This window comes from Mucilaginibacter sp. PAMC 26640, assembly GCA_001596135.1.
Classification (GTDB): Bacteria; Bacteroidota; Bacteroidia; order Sphingobacteriales; family Sphingobacteriaceae; genus Mucilaginibacter.
The window spans coordinates 3,873,160-3,896,362 of sequence record CP014773.1; the positions used below are offsets into that span (position 1 = coordinate 3,873,160).

Here is a 23,203-nt window from a genome sequence, read left to right on the forward strand (position 1 = left end):
GTCCTTTATACGCTATAGCTTCTTAGTTTTAAGATGGGGCTGTTTGGCGCGTTTAGTTTTCAGATTTCCAGAAAAAATTCTATCAACTTCAATATAAATCGCTTATGATTAATTTTACTTTTAAAAAAGGAGGAAAGGCAATACTAGTTTGCTTTTTCTTTATCCTCGGCCTCGGTTTGCAGAGCCGGGCTCAGAGCCGAACAGTCACCGGTAAAATACTGGATGCTGCTACTAATGAAACCGTTATTGGTGCTACGGTTCAAGTTAGAGGAACCACCAACGGAGTAGCCACCGATATAAATGGTAGCTTTAAATTGAACGCACCGGATGGTGCAGTGCTGGAAGTTAAGAGCATCGGATACATTACCCAAACGGTAAATGCCAACTTTGATGCACCCATGCTTATCAAATTGGCGGCATCAAGCAGTAGCCTTAATGAGGTGGTTGTGGTTGGTTATGCAACACAGAAAAAGGTTGATTTAACCGGCGCGGTGTCGATTGTTAAAAGCAGCGATATTGCTAACCTTCCGGTAGGAGGGGCCGACCAGGTACTGCAGGGTAAAGCCGCAGGTGTGTCGGTTACGCAATCGACAGGGGCACCCGGCGACGGGATTAACATCCGCATCCGCGGGGTAGGTACTCTTAACGACAACAGTCCGCTGTATGTTATCGACGGCATCCCTACCAAAAACGGGATCAATGAGATCTCGCCGAATGACATCGAGTCGATCAGCGTGTTAAAAGATGCCTCATCGGCAGCTATCTACGGCGCACGTGCCTCTAATGGGGTAGTTTTGGTAACCACCAAAAAAGGTAAAAGCGGCAAACCCCGAATCAACGTGAATGCTTATACCGGGGTACAAACTTCGCAGCATTTAATAAAAATGGCCAATACCGCTCAATATGTTGCCGCTTACAATACTGCTGCTACAAATGACGGCCGCGCGTTAATCCCGGCAGATGTTATAGCAGGCCTGCCAGATGTGAACTGGCAAAAAGAAGTATTGCGCCCGGCACCGATCAGCAATGTGCAGGCCTCCATCAGCGGTGGTAATGATAATACGACGTATATCGTTTCTGCCAATTATTTTGGCCAAGATGGCTTGGTTCAAAACTCATCGTTCAACCGTTTAAATTTGCGTACAGCTATCAACAGTAATCTATCCAGGTATCTTACTGTGGGTACAAATGTAAATCTTGGGTATGCTAAAAACCGCCAGGTGGGTACATCAGGCGACGGTTTTGGCGCAGGTAACCCCGGTGCCAGTGTTTTACGCTATGCGTTATTCCGTACGCCGGCAACGCCTGTACGGAATGACAATGGAGATTTTGTCGATCTGCCGCAGTACCCCAGTTTTTTTGGTGACGGCTTAAATCCTGTAGGTTTTGCTGATAATTACAACCGTAACTTTATGAACTATTCTGTTTTAGGCAACATATTCCTGGAACTGAAACCCATCAAAAACCTGAAAATAAGAACAGATTTTGGTACTAACTTTTTAATTACCGATTACAAGCAGTTTTTTGCCACCTGGGGTATAGACCGTAAGTTAAACTCCCCGAATAGCCTGGCACAGTCAAACACCAACCTGTTTGATTACAACTGGACCAACACCGCTACTTACGACTGGACACTGGCTAAGAAACATGTATTTAACTTTCTCTTAGGTACTGAGGTGATTAAAAGTAACAGTAGGGCGCTAAGTGCATCGCAAACTACATTTGCAGACCAAAGCGCTCCTTTTCAATACCTTGGCCTTGGCCAGGGCCCTCAGCTAAACGGAAGTAACCAGGTGCATTCGGCGTTGTTCTCCATTTTTGGCCGCATTAATTATGCCTATGATAACAAATACCTGGCAACCTTTAACGTAAGACGTGACGGATCATCGCGCCTGGACCCCAGTAACCGCTATGGTGAATTTTACGGCGGTTCATTAGGTTGGAGAATAGATCAGGAAGATTTTCTGAAGGACAACAAAACGATCAGCTTATTAAAATTACGGGCAGGGATAGGCCAACTGGGTAATCAACAGATAGACGAATATGCTTACGCAACGCTGGCCAATAACACAGGGTACTATCCTTTCGGCGGGACCAGCAATCTTGGTAACTCTATAACCAGGTTAGGAAACCCAAATGTGCGGTGGGAAACAAGCACGCAGACAGATGTAGGTTTGGATTTAGGATTGTTTAACAGTGCCTTAACTATTTCTGCCGATTACTACATCAAAAATACATCAGGTGTATTGTTACCGCCAACAAAACCATCAAGCACCGGCGGGGCGGGTGCCGCGTACGTGAATGCAGGCGGCGTACGTAATCAGGGCTTCGAGTTGGAGTTAGGTTACCACAACACCATAGGTGACAAGTTTAAATATGACCTTATCGGCAATTTCGCTACGGTTAAAAATAAGGTGACGTCATTAGCTGGCGGTGCACCACTTGTAGGCGGTCGTATCGATAACGATTATTACGCTACACAAACAGATGTTGGCCATCCGATTGGCGCGTTTTACCTGTTGCAACAGGAAGGGATCTTCCAAAATGCACAGCAGGTATTTACACATGCTTACCAGGGACCCGGCATTCAACCTGGTGATGTGATGTTCAAAGATATCAGCGGACCAAATGGCGTGCCTGATGGTGTGATAGATGACCGCTATGATCGTACTTATGCAGGTAGCCCGATTCCTAAATTCACTTATGGATTAACGTCCAACTTTTCTTATGCAGGGGTAGACATGAGTCTGTTTTTCCAGGGGGTGTATGGCAATAAATTGTACAACCAGGTAAATACAGATATCGAAGGTTTTTACCGTGCCTTTAATATTACCGAAAGGGCAGCTACACAGGCCTGGACAGGCGAAGGAACTTCGAATGAGTTTCCGCGCCTGTCATGGAACGGGGCAACCAATAACAAACGCCCGTCCTCCCGCTTCCTGGAAAGTGGCTCTTACCTGCGTTTAAAAAACGTTCAGTTAGGCTATACCATTAGTGATCGTATCACCAAAGCAATTAAGTTATCATCCGTTAGGATCTTTGTTAGTGCGCAAAACGTGTTTACGGTAACCAAGTACACCGGTATCGACCCGGAGATGTACACCAATAGCAACTCAGCAGGTGATGGTGCACGCGCTGTAGGCATCGATTTTGGGACTTATCCGTCGGCACGCACCTTTACTGCTGGGTTTAACGCAAACTTTTAATTTTACCAATCATGAAAAGATACTTATATATAATCCTGGCAGGCGGTTTATTCCTGTCTGCAGGCAGTTGCAAAAAGGCTTTGGACCAACCTCCTTTGGGTACTTATCCATCTGCAACTTTTTTTAATTCTTCGTCCAATGCAAAATCAGGCGTTAACGCGGCCTATGTGCCCTTAAACTATACTGGTGCTTTTTCAAATGAACAATGGGTACTTGGTGATGTAGCATCAGACGATGCTATAAAAGGCGGTTTAACCGGCGACCAGGCAGATATCGATAATATCAATAATTTCAATATACTAAATACCAATTCGGCATTGGGGCTGGTGTGGGGGAGGAATTACGACGGTATCTCTAAAGCGAACTTTGTATTAGAGGGTTTGCCGGATGATAACAAAGCCGTATCTGATGCCGACAAAGCCTTATATATAGGGCAGGCTAAATTTCTGCGGGCTTACTATTATTTTATGTTAACCATCAATTATGGCGATATCCCGTTGCGCCTGCAGGTGGCTACAGCTGATAATTTGGATGCACCTGCAGTACCGCAAGCACAGATCTTCGCGCAGATAGAAAAAGATTGTACGGAAGCTGCGGCAGCATTGCCAACAGCATGGACAGGCGCTGATCTTGGCAGAGCTACCAAGGGTGCAGCGTTAGCTTTACTGGCTAAGACTTACCTGTTTGAAGCCAAATATCCCGAAGCAGCGCAAACTGCTCAGCAGGTAGAAGCATTGGGGTATGCTTTAACTGCTAAGTTTACAGATAATTTTAGTGCAGGCACAAAAAACAACAAAGAAGCGATATTTTCCATCCTGCACACAGCGGGCCTTAGCCCTAAGCAAGGTAATGCGCTAAACCAGGCTTTTGCACCCCGCGGCGCCTTAAATGGCTATGGTTTTTTCCAGCCTACGCAAAGCCTGGTAGATAATTTTGAAAAGTCATCTGCCGGCGTTGTAGATCCTCGCCTGGATTATACAGTGGGACGTGCAGGTCATCCCTATTTCGACAGTGCCTTTGATCCAAACTGGAGTGCCACAGGTTATATAACTAAAAAACATATTCAGCCGCTTTCTGAAGTGCCGGTAGCTACTAAAGGTGATGGTAACCTGAATATTGAGGTACTGCGTTTTGCAGACATATTACTAATTGAAGCAGAGGCACTTAACGAATCTAATAATCCTGCTGCCGCCCTTGTTCCGCTCAATAAAGTGCGTAAACGGGCGAGAGAAAGCTATTTAAACGATACTTCTTTACCGGGATCGGGTACGGTACCCGACGGTTTATTGCCGGATATCACAACAACCGATCAAGCTCAGCTGCGTGTTATTATTCGCAGGGAAAGAAGGTCTGAGTTAGCATTGGAATTTGGCCGTTTTTATGATATCATTCGTTACGGTAACACTTACGCAACCAATGCTTTAAGGGATGTGCCGAACTTTAGTTTTACTACCAACAAATTCTTCCCAATTCCTTTCAGCGAGGTATCAACAAATAAATTATTAGGAAAATAATATTAAATCCATGAAGACATATCAAAAAATTGCGGGGATAGCCACATTAATAGTGGCACTGCTGTTTAACTTTGCTGCTTGCAAAAAGGATGCTAAAACGCAACAATCCTATAATGCCGATAAAGCTACTATTAGCATTGCGATTGATACAGCTAATGCTTTATACACCAATTCTATTGAAGGTAAAAGAGCCGGCTATTATGCAGTAGGTTCCCGTACTGAACTGAAAACCGCGATTGACCTGGCGATAGTAACTAAAGAAGCCTCTCAATACACCCAAAGAGAAGTTGATAACGCTACTGCAAACTTGAACCGGGCAGTGGCCGCTTTTAAATCAAGGAGGATCCAGGATGTATCTACAGAAAATCTTATTGCGAAATGGGAATTTACAGGGAATGCCAATGATGTATCCGGCCATGGCCACAACGGAATTTTGATGACCGGTTTTATCAACTCTACAACAGATGGCAATACGCTTCCAAAATTAGTGGCCGACCGTTATAACCAGGCAGATAATGCATTTGATTTTCAGAATGGTTCTAACATAGAGGTACCTTACACCGCCGATCTTAACCCTAAAGAGTTCACGATTAGTATGTGGGTAAAGCGTCATGAAACCAATCCGGATAATTATATGTTTTCGTTAAATACATATAACGGATTCAAGTTTCAACTGCAGGGCGCCAACTTTTTATTTTTGACTTTTAAAGGTGATAACGGTTACCACGACGTAGACAGTAACCCGGGAGTTGTACCCGCAGATGTTTGGACTTATATCAGCGTATCATATGTAAACGGTACAATGAAGTTTTACATAAACGAAAAACTGGTTAAAACAGCGGCAGTAACCGGCACACCGGTTACTATTCCTTCGCCTGTAAATCTTGTGATTGGCCAAAGCCTGCCGAAGAGCATGAAGGGTACTTCTTATTTTAAAGGATCGATGGATGATATCCGTTTTTACAACCGTGCGCTAACTGATGCGGAAGTGTTATCTATTTACACAACAGAACAACCGTAACTCTTTATAAGTAGACTATATTGTATCCATATCGGTGACTTCCAGATTCGATCTTTCAGGTCTCCGGTATGGTCACAATTAGTAATAAAATTGTATATGCTGAACAAGAAATTTTTCATGAAAAACACCTTTATTTTTTTTAGAATATTAGTTATTACTGTGCTGATTCCGTTTGGAGTTTACGCGCAGGACAATCGTTTGCCCGACTGGGCGTTTGGCGGTTTTGAACGACCAGTGGGTATCAATCCTATCATTTCTCCAGACAGTACTACCAGGTTCATGGATCCTATCTTACAAAAGCTGGTAGGGTGGGAGTCTAATGATACTTTTAATCCAGCTGCTGCACTTTTAAAAGGTAAAATCGTGGTGCTTTACCGTTCCGAAGATAAATCAGGTGTTGGCATAGGGTTCCGTACTTCCCGTTTGGGTTATGCCTCGAGCAGTGATGGCTTGCACTTTAAACGTTCAAAAACACCGGTATTTTATCCGGCGAATGATAACCAAAAGAAATATGAGTGGCCGGGGGGCTGCGAGGATCCACGTGTTGCAGTTACCAAAAATGGTACCTATGTAGTGTTCTACACACAATGGAATCGTGAAACGCCGAGGCTTGGTGTTGCTACTTCAAAAGATTTAAAACACTGGACCAAACATGGGCCTATATTTGAAGATGCCTACAATGGTAAATTTGTAAATATTGCCCATAAATCAGCGTCCATTCTCACTAAGATAGCAGGTGGCAAACAGGTAATTACTAAAATAAACGGTAAGTACTGGATGTACTGGGGGGAGCTCCATGTATTCGGTGCGACCTCATCAAACCTGGTGGATTGGGCTCCTGTTGTAAACGAAGATGGCACGTTAAAGGAACTGATCTCTCCCCGAAAAGGTTACTTTGACAGCGATCTGACCGAATGCGGTCCACCTGCATTACTTACAGATAAAGGAATAATCCTATTTTATAATGGTAAAAATAAATCGAATGAAGACAGGGATAAGCGCTTTACTGCGAATTCATACTGCGCTGGCCAGGCTCTATTTGATAAAAACGACCCATCTAAACCAATCACCCGTCTTGATGTGCCTTTTATGCGTCCGATGGCATCCTTTGAAAAAAGTGGGCAATACCCGGCCGGAACGGTTTTTATAGAAGGTATGGTTTACTTTAAGAAAAAGTGGTTCTTATATTACGGCTGTGCAGATTCACGGGTTGGTGTAGCGATATACGACCCCAAACATCCGTCACCTCCAGACCCGATAAATTAATACTGCTTTAGCATGCGTTTACGCTCTTAATCAGCATTTAAAAGGCCCCGGCGCAAGTTGGGGCCTTTAATTTTAATAATTGCCGTAACCAAATACAATGAAATAATGTATAAACTGTTTTTCTCAAAAGTGATAGTATTGTTGAAGAGCCAATTCCAAGCTGCGGAAAGTATTGCCATAAATCATGCATGGCCTAGCTAATGAATAACGTAAACGGCATAAAAGAGGCATTAAAAAAGCCTCTCAACTTACGCTGAAAGGCTTCAAAAAGGTGACCTGGGAGAGGATCGAACTCTCGACCCACTGATTAAGAGTCAGTTGCTCTACCGGCTGAGCTACCAAGTCGTTCCATAAAACCGCAATGGCTTAAATGGGGTGCAAATATGCTGTTTTTTTCTCGTTAAACATATAGCAACAGCATTTTAAAAAGTATTTATTTTTTTACTATTTAGCGTAAAAATGCCTGTAAAATTGGTGGGTAGATATGGCTAATAATGGCTTATCTCCATTGCTATCTCCGTAGGTGTATATTTCTTTGTAGGTATCTAGTTGTAGAAAATGTGCCATCACTCTTTTTACTTTTTCATCTCCATAACAATTAGGGCTTGCAAACTTTCCGGTTAGCAGGGCGTTTTCGATCTCCAGTTGGGTGCAGATCAATTCCAGCTGGTAATGATCTGCGAAATCCTTCAAAAGCAAATCGAAATTTGCGCTTACGACATAAACCTCATGTCCCTGATTTTTATGCCAATGGATTTTTTTTATAGCGCTCTGCCGTATTAGCGATGGTAGTATTTTATCCGAATAAAGTTTAGCCCAGGCTGCAAAATTATTTACCGGTTCACCATTGAACAGCTTATTAAATATCTTTTCTTTTGCAGTATCGTTTCTAATGAGCTTTAAGTAATACAACACCAAAGTTGGTAAACAACTTATAAACTTTAAAATGGACAGTCCATTTTTAAGGCGATACAGTAAAAAATTACCGAAAATATCCTTTGTGGTTATCGTTCCGTCAAAGTCAAAAAAGGCAATAGTTTTATTCCCTTTCATAAACTGCTGTTTGATGGCCGGGATAAGTGTTACCCAGAGTTAAATGCCAAACCTTTACATTATCAGTATTAAAACCATTTTTCACCAATTTAAATCGTGGGTAAACTTTAGGTTTTAGCAGCCCGCTGTTACTCTGTTGAATCAACATGAATTTTACTGATACATTATTCAATATATAATTCATGTCTCCCGTTCTATATAATATAACCTTTTCGTAATTGCCTAATGCGTAAGGCCATAGGCCGTTAGAGACAACAACTTTTTCATTTGGTTTTGTTTGCTTAATAATGTTTGAAAGCTGCGTTCTAAAATCTCCGGGTGCTACCAACTGCTCTTTTGTTATAAAGAAAACAACCGTTTTACGGATAAACCCTGTAGTATTAACAAAAAGTATTAGTGCAATAACCAGGTTTAAATTTTTTAACAAAGATATGCTTCGATAATTACGTGCAAAAATTACTGCTATAAGAAAGATGGCCAGTGGCGACAATACATAAAGATTGTAAGCCATATTCAAATCTTTATAAAAGGCAAAATACAACACCGTTCCGATTAGGAGGGTCGAAAAAATAAAGGTTAAAGTTAATTTGCGGTTTATGAGATATACATAAATGTATACGCAAACGATTACGAACGGAACAATTCCCAGGGGTGTGGCTGGGGCTGTGATATACTTCGCTATAAACGTTTGTAACATATCGCTTCCATTTCGGTTAAAAATGACATTGGCAGAGTGGATTCGCATACCATTTATAAGTTCTGCAAGTGGATAGGGGTAAACCAAAATAAATATGCCAATTACGCTGATAACGCCAAAGCAGGTACTTGCAATAGGTTTTAATGTGAAGTTGTTTGAATAGCTTAACAATGCTGCAGCAATAAATACAAGATAAAAGCCGGATATAGGAGAAGTAATAAAAGCCAGTCCCACTAATAACCCGTTTAGGGTATATTTTAGCGTACTAGGCCAACCTATATTATTTAATATAAAACAGGATATGAGCAACCTGCTTAAAATTTCTGGCCTACCGGTACTGATTCCCTGGAAAGCAAATGAGGCGGTAGCAAGTAACCCGAAATAAATGTAAGCGGATTTTCCTGCAAGGAACCCCGTCTTTTTTAAGTATAAATAAATAGATAGGAAGGTAATAATTATAGTTAGATCATCGATAATTGTTAGACTGATAAACAGGTTATTTATGTCCGTTGGTAATAGGCGATTGATAAACCCTACTACATAAGGGAACAACGGCGGATAAAATAAAAACCGGTGACTAACCTGGTCTATACCTGCATCATAAAACGGGTTGACGAGGTGATTGCCATGATTGATAAAATAGCTAACTGGCAAAAAACAGCCAGAATCGACCACGAATAACGGATATCCACTGAACGCAAATAGAAATGTTGCAATTGCGCATACTGTAATCACCAATAAAACAGGTATTGTCAAGGATAACCGCATTGGCTGTGTAAATTATTTAAAGTAAATTAATATAGCAAATACTGACACCCAGCAGAAAATGCAAAATTGAATAAACTTATCGTTTAAAAGAACCTTAACCGGCGACCCTGTGGCTTTGCGTACAAAGGTAAGTTGCAGGTATCTCAATAAACCTAACAAAACAAAAAATGTGCTGCCATACGAGTTTGCGCCAAGCCTTGCTATGATATCTGGTTGTACAATATACATAATGTAACAAACCAGCAGTACGCCCGATAACATAGACACGGCAATTTGCAGGAAATCTAAATTATAGCCTGCCAGAGATTTGCGGCTTTGTGAGTTTGCATCAAGTTCAATAAGATAAATATCATCCATCCGTTTCGTGAGAGCCTGAAACATAGACAATAGGAAAACCATAATAATTAGCCAATGACTAATTACAATGCCGGTTGCTACTCCTCCTGCAACAACCCTTAACACAAATCCAATGCTGATCACAGCGACATCAACTATAGCAATATTTTTCAATCCCAGGCAGTAACAAACATTCAATGCGCAATACAGTAATATTATTGCAGCTAATTTGACTGATACCAGTAAGGCAATTGCAAGGGATGCAACGGAAAGCATAGCCAATAAAAAATAACAAAACCTTATAGAAACTAAACCTGCGGGTATTGCCCTTAATTTTTTTACCGGGTGCAGTTTGTCATATGCTACATCTTGTATATCATTTAAGATATATATAGCACTTGCTGCCAGGCAAAATGAAAAAAAAGTGATTGTTGTGACGGCTAATTGTTTTGTATTTAGAATTTGCCCGGAAAAGAATATTGGAAGAAAAACGTAAACGTTTTTTAAATAGTGTGGTATACGCAGTATAGAGAAATATCCTGAAGACATCTTGGCGATAGGTATAGGTTAAAGAAGGCTACATTAATGAAAATTGTGATGCAATTCTGCACTAATGTAGCCTAAATTCCCCGTATAACTATGCTAAGGCATACATTTCTTCCCGTTGTTTTTGCACTACATCACTGTTGATGTACTCATCGTACGTCATCAGTTTATCTATAACACCACCCGGGGTGATCTCTATAATACGATTTGCAACCGTTTCTACCAGCTCATGATCCCTGGATGTGAAAAGGATAGTTCCACGGAAGTCGTTTAAGCCATTATTAAGCGCCGTAATCGATTCCAGGTCAAGGTGATTGGTTGGTTCATCAAACATCAGCAGGTTGGCTTGCTGCAGCATCATTCGGCTAAACATACAGCGCATTTTTTCACCGCCAGACAGTACATTGCTCTTCTTCAAAACCTCTTCACCGCTAAATAGCATCCGCCCCAAAAAGCCACGGATAAACTGATCGTCCTTTTCGCCTGGTGAATATTCGCGCAGCCAATCGATCAGGTTAAGATCCTTGCCCTTAAAATAGTCAGAATTGTCAATAGGAATATCAGCTGCATTGATTGTAACGCCCCATTTAAAGCTACCCTTATAATCCTCATCGCGCCCTGCTAAAACATCGTACAATGCAGATGTAGCTAAGCTATTGTTAGAAATTATAGCAATCTTATCGCCTTTGTTAACTAAGAAATTAATGTTTGAAAATAGCAGATCGCCATTGAGACTTTTGCTCAGCTTCTCTACCTGCAGAATTTGATCGCCAGCCTCACGCCCCTGGTTATTAAATATAATCCCGGGATATTTACGGTTAGATGGCTGGATCTCATCCAGGTTGATCTTATCCAGCGCCTTCTTACGGCTGGTAGCCTGTTTAGATTTGGAAGCATTTGCACTAAACCGTCGGATAAATTCCTGTAGCTCTTTTACACGGTCTTCCGTCTTTTTATTTTGATCGCTGCGTTGTTTTAAAGCTAACTGGCTCGATTCATACCAGAAAGTATAATTACCGGTATAAATGGTCATTTTAGAGAAGTCGATATCCACCACATGGGTGCAAACGGTATCCAGGAAGTGCCTGTCGTGTGATACAACTAATACGATAGCTTCGTATGATGCCAGAAAATCCTCCAGCCAGGTAACGGTGTGGATATCCAAATCGTTGGTAGGCTCATCCAACAGCAGGATATCAGGTTTACCAAATAACGCCTGTGCTAATAACACCCGCACTTTTTGTGTGTTATCCAAATCCTTTACCAAGCTGTAATGAAATTCTTCTTTAATGCCAAGGTTGCTGAGCAGGGTAGCAGCGTTGCTTTCCGCGTTCCAGCCATCCATCTCAGCAAAAAGATTTTCCAACTCCCCGGCACGTTCGCCGTCGGCATCAGTAAAATCTTCCTTCAGATAAATGGCATCTTTCTCCTTCATCACCGCATACATTTCTTTATGGCCCATCATTACGGTTTCCAGCACGGTGTACTCATCAAATGCATAGTGATTTTGACTCAATACAGCCATTCGCTCCCCGGGCGTGAAGCTTACTGATCCGCTGGAAGGGTCAATTTCTTTTGATAGAATCTTTAAAAATGTTGATTTACCTGCGCCGTTTGCGCCGATGATACCATAACAATTGCCTTGTGTGAATTTAAGATTTACATCTTCAAAGAGGGTGCGCTTGCCGTAACGCAAAGAAAGATTAGATACCGTTATCATTACACTTAAAATTTATGCAAAAATACGGTTAAATACTTAATTTATTAGCATCAATATGCCCCTTACCTAACCAGCATGTTTACATGTGGGGAATATTTTGGGCACTACTTATGATTTCGATAAAAATTTGGGCATTTACTTAATTTATTAACAGTAACGTAATAGGAAAATTACTGACCGAATAAGCTTTAAGCAGCGTGCCCACAATTTTGTAAAATGCAACATTCAACTGTAGATAATATTTCCCAATTTAACACTAAACCTATTGTGTACACGTTTAAATAAGCTAGTTTTATAGCGGAGTTTGCTAATTACAGATCGGCATGATTATCCTGATATTCATTTATAAATAAATGTGGTATTTGGAATAATATTTGACCTGTTTATGCTAGAGAGAATTGAAGTAACTATTTATTAACCGGAGTTATGGGATCTGTAATCATCTGTTTGGTTGTCATCAACGTTATGATGGCCATACGTAAAAGTCACGAACGAAAAGTATATTGAGAAAATACACTTTGCTCCCCCAAGCTAACCCAAAGATTAACTGAAAATCTCAGCTAATCTTTGGGTTTCGTTTTCTGTAAGTTTTTGCAGCGGGCCTGATGCCATCATTTTCATCAACATATTCAGATCCGCATTTATGGTGAAAATGGCTTGCGTATTCCCTCCGGCCTCGGCAAGCTCCCACTTTAGTTCCATACTAAAAGGAGGCTTTTCTGCCGGTACAATTCTTATCTCCCGGTCGGTTATCCGATGATCTATTTTTAAGCTCAGCTTTGTGATGTTCTCAATGTTAAAACTTGCTACATCTGCGGTTGAGATCCAGTCGGTAACGTTATCTGGCATTAATTGCCCGTGGTTATTCATATCCGCCAAAAATTTGTAAACTATCGGGGCGGGCTTATTTACGATTACTTTGCTCTCAAATACACTCATGATCTTATTGTCCCCAGGTTGATGGTTTTTCGCGCCATTGTTTAAGCACCTCAATGTCGCCGGCAGAGATATATTGTTTCTCTTCTGCGTACTTTAACAAAGCCGTGTAATTGGATAGGGTGACATAGGGGCATTTAGCGTTTTTGAAATTTTCTTCCGCCAAATCGAAACCATAGCTGAATATAGCTGCTAAACCGGCCACATTGTAACCAGCATCCCGAAGCGCTGCAACTGCCTGCAAACTACTTTTACCGGTAGATATCAGATCTTCAATCACAACCACCCTTTTGTCGGTAGAAATTTCACCTTCTATCAGGCTGCCTGTTCCGTGTTCTTTAGCTTTGGCACGAACATAAATAAAAGGCAGGCCCAATTCCTGAGCTACCAGTACTCCTTGAGGTATTCCGGCGGTAGCCACACCTGCTATGCAACCAACTGCGCCAAATTTTTCCTGAATTACAGAAGATAGCTGCTGCCTGATATAGGTGCGGATAGTGGGGAACGACAGGGTAATTCGGTTATCGCAATAAATCGGCGATTTCCAACCCGAGGCCCAGGTAAAAGGATTATTAGGTTGTAATTTAATTGCTTTAATTTGCAGCAGGAACTCGGCAACCTGCTGTTCAGTCTCACTATTGGTAAACATGGCTCAAAAATACAGAATTTATATTAACGAAAAAGTGATTTTACTTACGGCTGAAATGCCGGAGCAATCAGAAAAATTTCAACGGATTGATGATGAGGATTTTGATCTCGAAATAATTTATCAATGGGTAGCTAATCAGGAAGGTAAACTGTTCTACGTAGTTTCTGCGGATCCGAAGGCATTTCTTAAAATGATCACAAAGACGGTTAAGTTAGTCGAGGCAGCTGGCGGGTTGGTACGCAACGAGGATGGTAACCATTTGTTCATCTACCGCAACGAAAAGTGGGATTTGCCCAAAGGTAAGATTGAAAAGGGGGAGAAAACCAAAGTAGCGGCTGTACGTGAAGTTGAAGAGGAATGCGGAATTAAGGTATACAAACTCGAAGATAAGATCTGTAAAACCTACCACATGTATGTTTGGAAGGGTAATACCGTTTTAAAGAAAACACACTGGTATGCAATGAAGCATAAAGGCAAAGCTAAATTAGTACCGCAATTGGAAGAGGGCATCACAGCTGTGCGGTTTTTTGACCGTGAACAGATTGCGGCTATCATCGCCAATACGTTTCCTTCTATTATTGATGTGTTGCACAAATCAGACCTGATTACAGATAAAGTAGTGCCTCTTTAGGCATAAACTGTGCTACATCACCATTGTAACGGATTATTTCACGTACGATGCTGGAGCTGATGGAGGAGTAGCCGGGTTTGCTCACAATAAAGATACTTTCGATATCAGGTTCCAGCGCATGATTCATCTGGGCAATGGCTTTTTCGTATTCAAAATCTGATACCGTACGGATACCCCGGATCATGTAATCAGCACCGATGCTCTTGCAAAAGTTTACGGTAAGTCCTTCGTAGGCAACAATATGGATCCGGGTATCATTGGCAAAAACGGCCCGAAGCATGTCTTCGCGTTTACCAACACTTAGCAAACCTTGCTTGGTGCTGTTTACGCCAATACCGATATAAACCTTGTCAAACAAATCTACCGACCGCTTTACAATATCCACATGGGCCTTGGTAACAGGATCGAATGAGCCGGGAAACAGCGCTATTTTCATAAGTTTGGATATGTGTAAGCTTTATCAAAAGTAGCAAAATAACGGTTGGATTATTTTATTTGAGCTTTTTAGCAGTAAGAAACTGTAAAGCTGAGAACAATAAATAAGTTACAATAATAGATTGTTGATCTGTGCATGCTGTAATAGTATGATGGTTTTAGCATCACGGATCTCGCCGGTTTTGATCATATCGAGGGCAGCATTAAAGGACATTTCCAGCACTTCAATATTCTCCTGTTCGTGTTCAGCGCCACCGCCGTCGTTTACTTTCATATCCTTGTGGTATTCGGCCACAAAAAAATGCAGAATTTCTGTTACCGAGCCGGGCGACATATACACTTCAAATACTTTTTGTACCGATTTGATTTTGTAACCGGTTTCCTCCTCTGTTTCACGCCTGATGCATTCTTCCGGTTGGTCATTGTCCAGCAGGCCGGCACAGGTTTCTATCATCATTCCTGTTTCGTTACCATTGATGAAGGTTGGTAGCCTAAATTGCTTTGTCAGCACAACAGATGCCTGTTCCCGGTTATATAGCAGGATGGTAGCGCCGTTTCCGCGATCATAGGCTTCCCGTTCCTGGGTAATGATACTGCCGTCTTTTTGGGTAGCCTCAAAAGTGATTTTATTCAATTTATACCAATTATCAGAAAGCAAATCGGTTTTAAGAATTTTGATACTTTTCATACTGTTGAACAAATTTGATCATTATTGATTATATTTGAACAAATAAAGGCTAATAAAATGAACTTTCAAAAGCGAAAGCAAAAAATATTTGATGCTTTAAAAACAGATGGCGAGGCAGATATTAAGAAGCTTGCTGTTGAACTGAATATGGCTGAGATTACCATCCGCAGGGATTTAAATCAATTGGCGGCCGACGGCCTTCTTTATCGAACCCACGGTGGAGCCACAAAGATTGATCCTAATGAAAAGCCTCATGCTTTCGTCAATAAGACTGCTCAAAATGCAGTTGTAAAAGACGAGATTTGCCGAATTGCCGCCGCCGAAATTATTGATGGCGATCGTATATTTATGGACTGCGGTAGTACGGTTTTTCGCCTTTGCCAGTTCATTAAACATAAGAAGATAAAGGTGATAACCAATTCGTTGCCTGTGGTTTATGAATTGCAGAATAGCAAAGTTAGTATTAATATCATTGGCGGGGAATTAGATGCAGAAAGGCAAGCTGTACATGGGAGCGTAGCTGCTGAACACATAGCCCGCTACCGCGCTACAAAAGCATTCCTTGGAGTGGATGGCATTTCACTAAACGGACTGTTTGCCAACAGCGAGAAAGAGGCGAGCATTACCACCGCATTTATCGCCAACAGCCACTTCACCTATTTGCTTTGCGACTCGGCAAAAATCGGTAAAGAAACCTATTTAAACTTTGCCCCACTGAACAAGATAAATGCAATAATCACCAACGGCACTGCAGATCAGCTACAAGGCTTTGGAGAGCAGGGAGTTGCTGTGTTTAATGTTAAATAGGAACTGACTAAATAGCTAAGCTGTTACTCCCGGCTTTTAGCTCATACTGTTTACCTTTCCAAATTAAAACACCTGTAGTACCTTTTGGTAATTCAGCGCTTATTTTCCAATGTTTGTCTTCAAGTTTGTAGGCTGCTGCTATTTTGCCGTTAGGATGCGGAATTTCACCGCTGATTGTGGTGATATCTCCCAAATGTGGTTCTATCTTTATTTTTTTAAATCCCGGGGCATAGCTGTCTATCCCTAAAACGGTTCTGAAAAACTCAATATTTGGACTTGATCCCCAGGCATGGCAATCTGAACGCGATGTGTTGACATCCGAGTATTCGGCCCACGTGGTAAGGCCCATCGCCATGTTTTCCCTATAAATGCCAAGCCAGTTGAGGTAGTCGTTACCCCGGCCTGCCTTTGCCAATGCCTGATTGAGATAGTATTTGAAATAAACCGAACACTGTGTGAGGCTTTTGTTGTTAAGTAGTCCGTTAGCCACTGCCGGCAAATCAGCTTTGCTTACCATACCAGTGAGGATGGCCAGCGAATTTGCATGTTGCGAGTAGCCGGTTTTTTCCCTGGTATCGGCATACAGCTTTTTAGCCGGATCCCAGTATTTGCGCTGAATGGTAACCTTTAATTGCGCTGCCTTTTGGTTGTATAAAGCAGCGTATTCTTTCAATCCAATTTTAGCTTCCATATCAGCCGCCCATTGGTAGGCATACAAAAGCTGCAGGTCATAAATCGCGGCGCTGCCATCGTTTCCATCAATTCCACCGGCCATATTGCCTGCCCAGTCTACAAAAGCCCAATAGGGCGTGTCTTTCAACGAGCCGTCTGCTTGCTGGTACCGGGTAAAAAATTGCAGCACGCCACGTGCACCCGGCAATTTATCTTTAATAAAGTCGTCGTCGCCGCGATACATCCAGTAATCATGCAGCATACCGATATACCAGAGCGAAAATGGAGAGATCACCTGCGTTCCGTTTGATGGATAGCAACTCGCCGTTACGCCCTCCGGTAAGCGCGAGTGATCAATTTGTGTCAGCGCATTTCGGGCCAGCTTATCGTCGGATGTGTTGAAATAGGATACTACCGCCTGGATCCGGGTATCGCCGATGTATTGCAGCTGCTCATAATAAGGGCAGTCTGTATAGGTTTCCCAGGCATTTAGCCTGGCCGTGCGCCAGCCAATATCCAGCATCTGGTTTATTTCGCTGTTGTCTGTATGAATTGAGGATGTTCGTTTGAAGGGGTAGCCGGTAAAGGTTCCATAAAGGTCGTCGATCACCAGCGGCTCATTACTGGTTTTTACAAACAACTTGATGTAGCGATAAGTACGAAAGTTTAAAGTGGTAAATGATTGGCCCTTACTGCCATCTGCTATAAGGCTGTCCGTCCGGCCAATAAATTCCTTTCCATCAACTTCATTGCGGTTTCCCTTATTTACGCCCTTTGTGCCATTCTCATAAAGCGATTCTGCATAGCCAAGCGAGATGCCTGCATCCTTGCCACCGCTAAATTTAAAAGTTACGAAAGCGTTTGTTTCGAACGATTGATCCAGCAGCAACGATACCGTTGTGTTGGGTGGGATCGTCACTGCAGTCGTTCTTTCCGGAAAGCCTGCGGGGACATCAATACCGGTTGCGCTGCGGAGTTTGGCCAGCCGCTGGTAGGTCATTTCTCTTGCCGGGAGGGTGGAGGGTACAAGTGCCCATTCTATGCCCCACGCTGTTCCTTTACGTTTCGCGTCGGTTATTTTATTGGCGCCGGGCCATTTGCTATCGTCGAAATCCACAGCCGTCCAGTCTCCTTTTATGGCGTTATTCATATTTACCATTTCGCCTTTGCTGGCAGCAAAAAAATAACCGGGGATAGGCTGATGGCCATTATCCGGAACGCCCTTCCAGGTACTATTGGTATTCAGGGAATCTTCCGCAGGTGAATTACCTTGCAATACAAAACCTGCCCTAACACTTATTTGCGCCGCCGGGCTAAATCTGCCTTCGTTCCAAACAAGTGCTGCTACAGCATTTTTACCGGATTGGAGGTAAGGTGCCAGGTTCACCGTTTCATAATTCCAGAAATACGTATCACCACGAGCCGGGCCTAAAGATACCAGTGTACCATTTACATAGAGTTTGTACCGGTTATCGGCCGATATATGCACCCAGAAGCTGGATGGCTTTGCTTTTAAGCTGATGCATTTGCGGAAGTAATATACACCGTATTCTTTACCATGGTCAAACGGAGCAGATATCCATTGCCCTTTCCAATCTCTTGGGGCGGTTGGTGCATCGGGGGTTTGAGCTTTAAGGGTTTGTGCAGCCACCAATAAAAAGGCTGGCAGCAATAACGTGAATAATGATCTCATCAGGGTTGGTGCTTGGGTCAGCAATGATAAAGAAAAATTAAATAAATCGATTTAGCAAATTGAAATAATTTAATGATCTTAAGAAATCAGCTGAAACAATTATCCAGGGGTATTTGCGGGTGTCTTAAAAAATGAGAAGGAAGAATGGCCATACTTCCGTTGCTCCACAAAGGCGGGGTGGTTGCTCAGGTTTTGAAGCGATTGATGTTCAACGATTAGCAATCCATCAGGTTTAAGCAGCTGTTTGTCAAATATGATTTTCGGTATCTCCGGAATCTTGTTAAGATCGTAAGGCGGATCGGCAAAGATCAGATCGTACTGCTCCGTTTCCATCTCCAGATATTTGAAAACATCTGCCTTAAAGGTTTGCACATTAGTGAGGCCATGCTGGCGGGTGGTGTCTTTTACGTAAAAAACACATTGCTGGCTACGGTCAACCCCGGTAACCTGGGCCGCACCGCGAGAGGCAAATTCCATAGCAATATTACCAGTGCCGCTAAACAGATCGAGTACGGTGATGTCTTCAAACTCAATTTGGTTTAGCAGGATATTAAATAACGCCTCTTTGGCAAGGTCGGTTGTAGGGCGTACGGGTAAATTCTTAGGCGGGTTAAGCCGCAAACCTTTTAGTTTTCCTCCGATGATGCGCATAGCGATAAGGCCGCAAGGCTAAGTATTTTGTGAGGTATAACCTGTTCTGGCAAATCCAAAACCTGGATACGATTAATTCTTACTTTTCCAAAAAACTCGGCTAAGTAGCTGACAGATTTGTCTGATATGCTTACATCGCCGCTTAGGACTAATGTCAAGTCGGCTGGGCTCAGGTTCAATTCGTTCGCTACAAAGGCGCTGAAATAGGCCAGTTCTTCATGGTTTTTGTACAGGAACGAATTGTAAAAGCGCAACCTGTCCTGGGTGAAATTAAGCAGTTCCACTGTGTCGTTTTCAATATTTAAAAACAAATCGGTGCTGGTAGGATAGTTATTTGCAATGGCAGCTATCCATCCTTTAGCACGGTGAACAACGGTTTCATTTGGTAAACGACCATGTGTTTCAGCCAATGCTGCATCAACCTTATAAACAATGGTATTTTTATCGTCCAATGGTTGAGCAAAAACTTTGTCACTAGCACCAACATCCAACAGGCGGGCAATATTGGCGGCATATTCATTGTCGAACAAACTTTCGGGAACCAGTGTAAAGCCGGTTGCACAAAGCCCGGTAATCACCTTGTTGTAATTTGCGGTAAGCACATCCCGTAGTTCGCGCGGATCGCTCAACTCATTAAGCGGGCAATTTTCGGCCCAGGCCACTAACCTTTTCCCTTCAGCAATTGCATAGCTAAAACTATGCAGATCAACTTGTATCAACAAATTGTAATCAGTTGCCTCGCTTAGGTTGAGGCGCTCGTCGGTGTATTTGTAAGTATGCTCGCTCATGCAGGGATTTGAACAAAAGTAATATTTTTTCGCACTACTTAATTAACATAGTTATCAGCATTTTTGCATGTGCCCGTATTAGAACAGATAACCCGATTCTTCCCGCATCAGCCCACAACACAGCAAACCGAGCTGTTTGGCAGGCTGCACCGTTTTTTGCAGAGCAATAACGGCGATGAGTGTTTTATTTTGCGGGGCTACGCCGGTACGGGTAAAACAACCGTATTAGGTGCGCTGGTAAAAGCGTTACCACAGTACGAATACAAATCGGTATTACTGGCGCCTACGGGCAGGGCTGCCAAAGTGATCACCAATTATTCGGGCCGTAAAGCTTTTACCATCCATAAACGGATCTACCGGAAGAAATCGGCGATGAATATGAATGAAGGCTTTGCCCTTGCCGAAAACCTGAGCACCAATACGATTTTTATTATCGATGAGGCATCGATGATCTCGCATGAGTTGGGTGGCCACATGCGTGCCACCTTGCTGCAGGATCTGGTAAGTTACGTTTACAACGACAGAAATTGCAAGCTGATGCTGGTAGGAGATACCGCACAATTGCCGCCTGTGGGTGCTTTTGACAGCCCGGCGCTGGATGCCCGGCTCATGAAGGCCGAATTCCGGCTGGCCATCCATGGCTATGAACTTACAGATGTTTTGCGCCAGCAAAAGGATTCGGGCATTTTGCTCAACGTAACGAACCTGCGCGAAATTATTCGCAAGGAAGAGGAAGAGATGCCGCAGATCATCACCGATGGATTTAAGGATGTTACCCGTATGACCAGCGAGCTGCTGGAAGAGGGGTTAAATGATGCCTACAGCAGGCACGGCTATGATGGTACGCTCATCATTTGCCGAAGTAATAAGAACGCCAATATGTATAACCGGCAAATTCGCGGGCGTATCCTGATGCGTGAAGAAGAACTTACCGGTGGCGACCAGCTGATGATCGTTCGGAATAATTATTTCTGGCTGAAAGACGAGGAGGAGCAGCAGAGTACTGGTTTTATTGCGAACGGTGATATTGCCCGGGTGCGTAAAGTACGCCGGATAGAGGAGATGTACGGTTTCCGGTTTGCGGATGTGCAGCTGGAATTTATTGATTATGCCGAAGACCCGGTGCTTGATTGTAAGATTTTGCTGGATACCCTATATTCTGAAGCACCCGCCTTACTGCCAGCCGATCAGAAGCGCCTATACCTGGAGGCTATGAAGGACTACGACCATATCCCAAACAAACGCCTTAAACACGAAGAACTGAAGCTGAACCCGTTCTACAATGCCCTGCAGGTAAAGTTTGCCTACGCCATCACCTGCCATAAAGCCCAGGGCGGCCAATGGGAAGCCGTTTTTGTAGACCAGGGCTACTTAACCGACGAGATGGTGAATACCGATTTCCTTCGATGGTTTTACACCGCGTGTACCCGCGCAACAGAGAAATTGTTCCTGGTGAATTTCAACGAGAAATTTTTTGTCTGAATCAGAATTCACAGAATAGAATGAACAGAATAATAAGCTTGGTACTTTAGGAATGGCCTGATAATTACACAAAACTATAATTCATAATTCTGAAAATTGACTAATTCTGAAAATTCTGATTCAGACTCTACTCCGCCTGCGGCAATTCTATCGTAAACGTGCTGCCTTTACCCTCAATACTCTGCACACTTATCATCCCGCCGTGCCCTTCTACAATATCCTTTACAATGCTTAGTCCGAGTCCGGTGGATTGCTCGCCTTTTAAGCCGGTACGGCCCGCGCCGGAGAATCGGTCGAAGATCTTTGGTACCATCTCTTTCGGGATACCAAGGCCCTGGTCTTTCACTTTAATGATCACCCGCCCCTTTATGCTGCTAAGGTGGATCTCCACTTTGTCGGTGTCTTTAGAGAATTTAAGTGCGTTGCTCACCAGGTTATCTATCACCCTCGGGAATTTATCGTGGTTGATGAGTGCGTACACCGTTTTAACCCCGCTGATCAGCACCACGTTATTTTTGCCGCCAAGCTGTATTTTCCAGCTATTTACCAGGCCCTGCAGCAGGTGATTCAACTCTGTGCGGTGGGTATCGAAATTGGCATTACCCTGATTGCGGGCGGCCTCCAGCAGGTCATCTATTATGGTGCGGGCCTTTACGCAACTATCTCGTATCATAGTCAAATTTTCCTGCGTGTCTTCATCAATATCCTCCAGCTCCATCATCATCGCCAAGGATTCTACCGCTGCGATAGGATTACGCAGATCATGCGCTACGGTGCCTAATACCTGGTTTTTGAAGATGTTTGCTTTTTCAATAACCGTTTTTTTTTCACGGATCTCGATGATCTGGAGGTAATAGCTGGCCTTGTAGGAGAAGAAATACCGGGAAGTGAGGAAAAATCCTGATAATAAAATGGCAGAGATCATCTGATTGTAAGTCATTTCTGTTGCATCGGCCTGGGCATGAAAAAGCAAGATGGTAAACAGGATCTCGGTGCTCACCAGCAGCAGCAATATTTCATAGTACTCAAACACCAACAACACACTAACTAAACTCAGCGCAACAAGGTATAGTGTAAGGGCATTGCTTGGATCGGCTGTGGCAATAAAACTGGAATACATACCACAACTGATGATATACAATGAAAACATAAACACAAAAAGGGCCATCCCTGCAGATCCCCGCTTTGTAGTTTTAAAATTCCTGATGAATAAATGACTGCCTAAATAAAATAGCGGAGTAACTATTATGTAGATCCAGTTGGTCAGGCTAAATTCCGGGAAATTCTGGGCTTTGGTCAAACTCTCCGGAAAAATGTGGTAAAGGACCCGGATTACCAGGTTAAGTACCAGGAAGACGAAACTTGCAGTTCGTACACTAAGTAGGTTTTGATAGGTGTAGTAGTTCCGGTAGGCATGGCTGGACTTTGCCGGTAGTTTGGAGAAATAGTGAGTATCCAATTTGTGTAAGTAAGGGTTGGCTAAAAGTAACAATTTGTGTAAAGAATCTAGAACAAAACTGTAGACTAGACGGCATTTTGACCGATTTTTCTGGATGAAGCGACAATCTGTCCGTTCATTTATAAACCAAGCGCCAATTATTCCTGACTTGATGCGTGGCAGCAGTTTTGAGCATAATCAAGTAC

General features: G+C 42.9%; 19 protein-coding genes and 1 tRNA gene. 7 read left to right on the top strand and 13 right to left on the bottom strand.

The genetic code is table 11. The annotated features are described in order from the left end of the window. The first annotated feature begins 104 nt into the window (after positions 1–104). The 4 genes from A0256_16745 to A0256_16760 all read left to right on the top strand — a co-directional run bounded on the left by A0256_16745 (position 105) and on the right by A0256_16760 (position 7,007). A complete protein-coding gene (locus tag A0256_16745; protein ID AMR32949.1) occupies positions 105–3,206 on the top strand; it encodes a hypothetical protein in 3,102 nt (1,033 codons plus the stop codon). 11 nt (positions 3,207–3,217) lie between these two features. Then, positions 3,218–4,720: a hypothetical protein gene (locus tag A0256_16750; protein ID AMR32950.1), complete on the top strand. Its 1,503-nt coding sequence runs from the start codon at positions 3,218–3,220 to the stop codon at positions 4,718–4,720. Between the two features lie 10 nt (positions 4,721–4,730). Then, the gene (locus A0256_16755) at positions 4,731–5,741 is read left to right on the top strand and encodes a hypothetical protein (protein ID AMR32951.1); all 1,011 of its coding nucleotides are present in this window, start codon (positions 4,731–4,733) and stop codon (positions 5,739–5,741) included. 117 nt (positions 5,742–5,858) lie between these two features. Continuing rightward, positions 5,859–7,007 (top strand): hypothetical protein, encoded by a 1,149-nt coding sequence (locus tag A0256_16760; GenBank protein ID AMR34594.1) that lies wholly within the window; start codon positions 5,859–5,861, stop codon positions 7,005–7,007. 269 nt (positions 7,008–7,276) lie between these two features. Here A0256_16760 and A0256_16765 read toward each other — a convergent pair. The 7 genes from A0256_16765 to A0256_16795 all read right to left on the bottom strand — a co-directional run bounded on the left by A0256_16765 (position 7,277) and on the right by A0256_16795 (position 13,712). After that, positions 7,277–7,352, bottom strand: a tRNA-Lys gene (locus A0256_16765). 99 nt (positions 7,353–7,451) lie between these two features. Beyond that, on the bottom strand, positions 7,452–8,060 hold the full coding sequence (locus tag A0256_16770) for a hypothetical protein (protein ID AMR32952.1): 609 nt from the start codon (positions 8,058–8,060) through the stop codon (positions 7,452–7,454). Continuing rightward, positions 8,047–9,525 (bottom strand): hypothetical protein, encoded by a 1,479-nt coding sequence (locus A0256_16775; protein AMR32953.1) that lies wholly within the window; start codon positions 9,523–9,525, stop codon positions 8,047–8,049. The genes A0256_16770 and A0256_16775 overlap by 14 nt, the downstream gene beginning before the upstream one ends. Before the next feature lie 12 nt (positions 9,526–9,537). Further along, positions 9,538–10,410: a hypothetical protein gene (locus A0256_16780; GenBank protein ID AMR32954.1), complete on the bottom strand. Its 873-nt coding sequence runs from the start codon at positions 10,408–10,410 to the stop codon at positions 9,538–9,540. Positions 10,411–10,498: 88 nt separating this feature from the next. Continuing rightward, positions 10,499–12,127, bottom strand: a complete 1,629-nt coding sequence (locus A0256_16785; protein AMR32955.1) for an ABC-F family ATPase — start codon at positions 12,125–12,127, stop codon at positions 10,499–10,501. Between the two features lie 543 nt (positions 12,128–12,670). Next, on the bottom strand, positions 12,671–13,066 hold the full coding sequence (locus A0256_16790; GenBank protein ID AMR32956.1) for an orotate phosphoribosyltransferase: 396 nt from the start codon (positions 13,064–13,066) through the stop codon (positions 12,671–12,673). 4 nt (positions 13,067–13,070) lie between these two features. Then, positions 13,071–13,712: an orotate phosphoribosyltransferase gene (locus A0256_16795; protein AMR32957.1), complete on the bottom strand. Its 642-nt coding sequence runs from the start codon at positions 13,710–13,712 to the stop codon at positions 13,071–13,073. Here A0256_16795 and A0256_16800 point away from each other — a divergent pair. Continuing rightward, entirely contained in the window at positions 13,711–14,343 is a 633-nt protein-coding gene (locus A0256_16800; protein ID AMR32958.1) for an NUDIX hydrolase, read from the top strand. The two genes, A0256_16795 and A0256_16800, sit on opposite strands and share 2 nt — an antisense overlap. On the opposite strand, the gene A0256_16805 is transcribed toward A0256_16800, so the two are convergent. Both A0256_16805 and A0256_16810 read right to left on the bottom strand, forming a co-directional pair. Next, entirely contained in the window at positions 14,318–14,779 is a 462-nt protein-coding gene (locus A0256_16805; protein ID AMR32959.1) for a pantetheine-phosphate adenylyltransferase, read from the bottom strand. The two genes, A0256_16800 and A0256_16805, sit on opposite strands and share 26 nt — an antisense overlap. A 108-nt stretch (positions 14,780–14,887) precedes the next feature. Beyond that, entirely contained in the window at positions 14,888–15,466 is a 579-nt protein-coding gene (locus A0256_16810; protein AMR32960.1) for a GDP-mannose pyrophosphatase, read from the bottom strand. Between the two features lie 57 nt (positions 15,467–15,523). Here A0256_16810 and A0256_16815 point away from each other — a divergent pair, with 57 nt between their 5' ends. Continuing rightward, positions 15,524–16,273, top strand: coding sequence for a DeoR family transcriptional regulator (locus A0256_16815; protein AMR32961.1), 750 nt, complete (start codon positions 15,524–15,526; stop codon positions 16,271–16,273). A gap of 7 nt (positions 16,274–16,280) precedes the next feature. Here A0256_16815 and A0256_16820 read toward each other — a convergent pair whose 3' ends face one another. From A0256_16820 to A0256_16830, 3 genes are all read right to left on the bottom strand, one after another. Further along, positions 16,281–18,638 carry an alpha-rhamnosidase gene (locus A0256_16820; GenBank protein ID AMR32962.1) on the bottom strand — a complete coding sequence of 786 codons (2,358 nt, stop codon included), beginning with the start codon at positions 18,636–18,638 and terminating at the stop codon, positions 16,281–16,283. Positions 18,639–18,737: 99 nt separating this feature from the next. Beyond that, the gene (locus A0256_16825; GenBank protein ID AMR32963.1) at positions 18,738–19,289 is read right to left on the bottom strand and encodes a 16S rRNA (guanine(966)-N(2))-methyltransferase RsmD; all 552 of its coding nucleotides are present in this window, start codon (positions 19,287–19,289) and stop codon (positions 18,738–18,740) included. Then, entirely contained in the window at positions 19,265–20,077 is an 813-nt protein-coding gene (locus A0256_16830; protein ID AMR32964.1) for a hypothetical protein, read from the bottom strand. Before A0256_16830 ends, A0256_16825 begins: the two co-directional genes overlap by 25 nt. A gap of 63 nt (positions 20,078–20,140) precedes the next feature. Between A0256_16830 and A0256_16835 the strand changes: the two genes are divergently transcribed. Then, complete coding sequence (locus A0256_16835; protein AMR32965.1) at positions 20,141–21,559, top strand: ATP-dependent endonuclease; 1,419 nt, start codon at positions 20,141–20,143, stop codon at positions 21,557–21,559. 127 nt (positions 21,560–21,686) lie between these two features. On the opposite strand, the gene A0256_16840 is transcribed toward A0256_16835, so the two are convergent. Next, entirely contained in the window at positions 21,687–23,051 is a 1,365-nt protein-coding gene (locus A0256_16840) for a hypothetical protein (protein AMR32966.1), read from the bottom strand. Positions 23,052–23,203 lie beyond the last annotated feature (152 nt).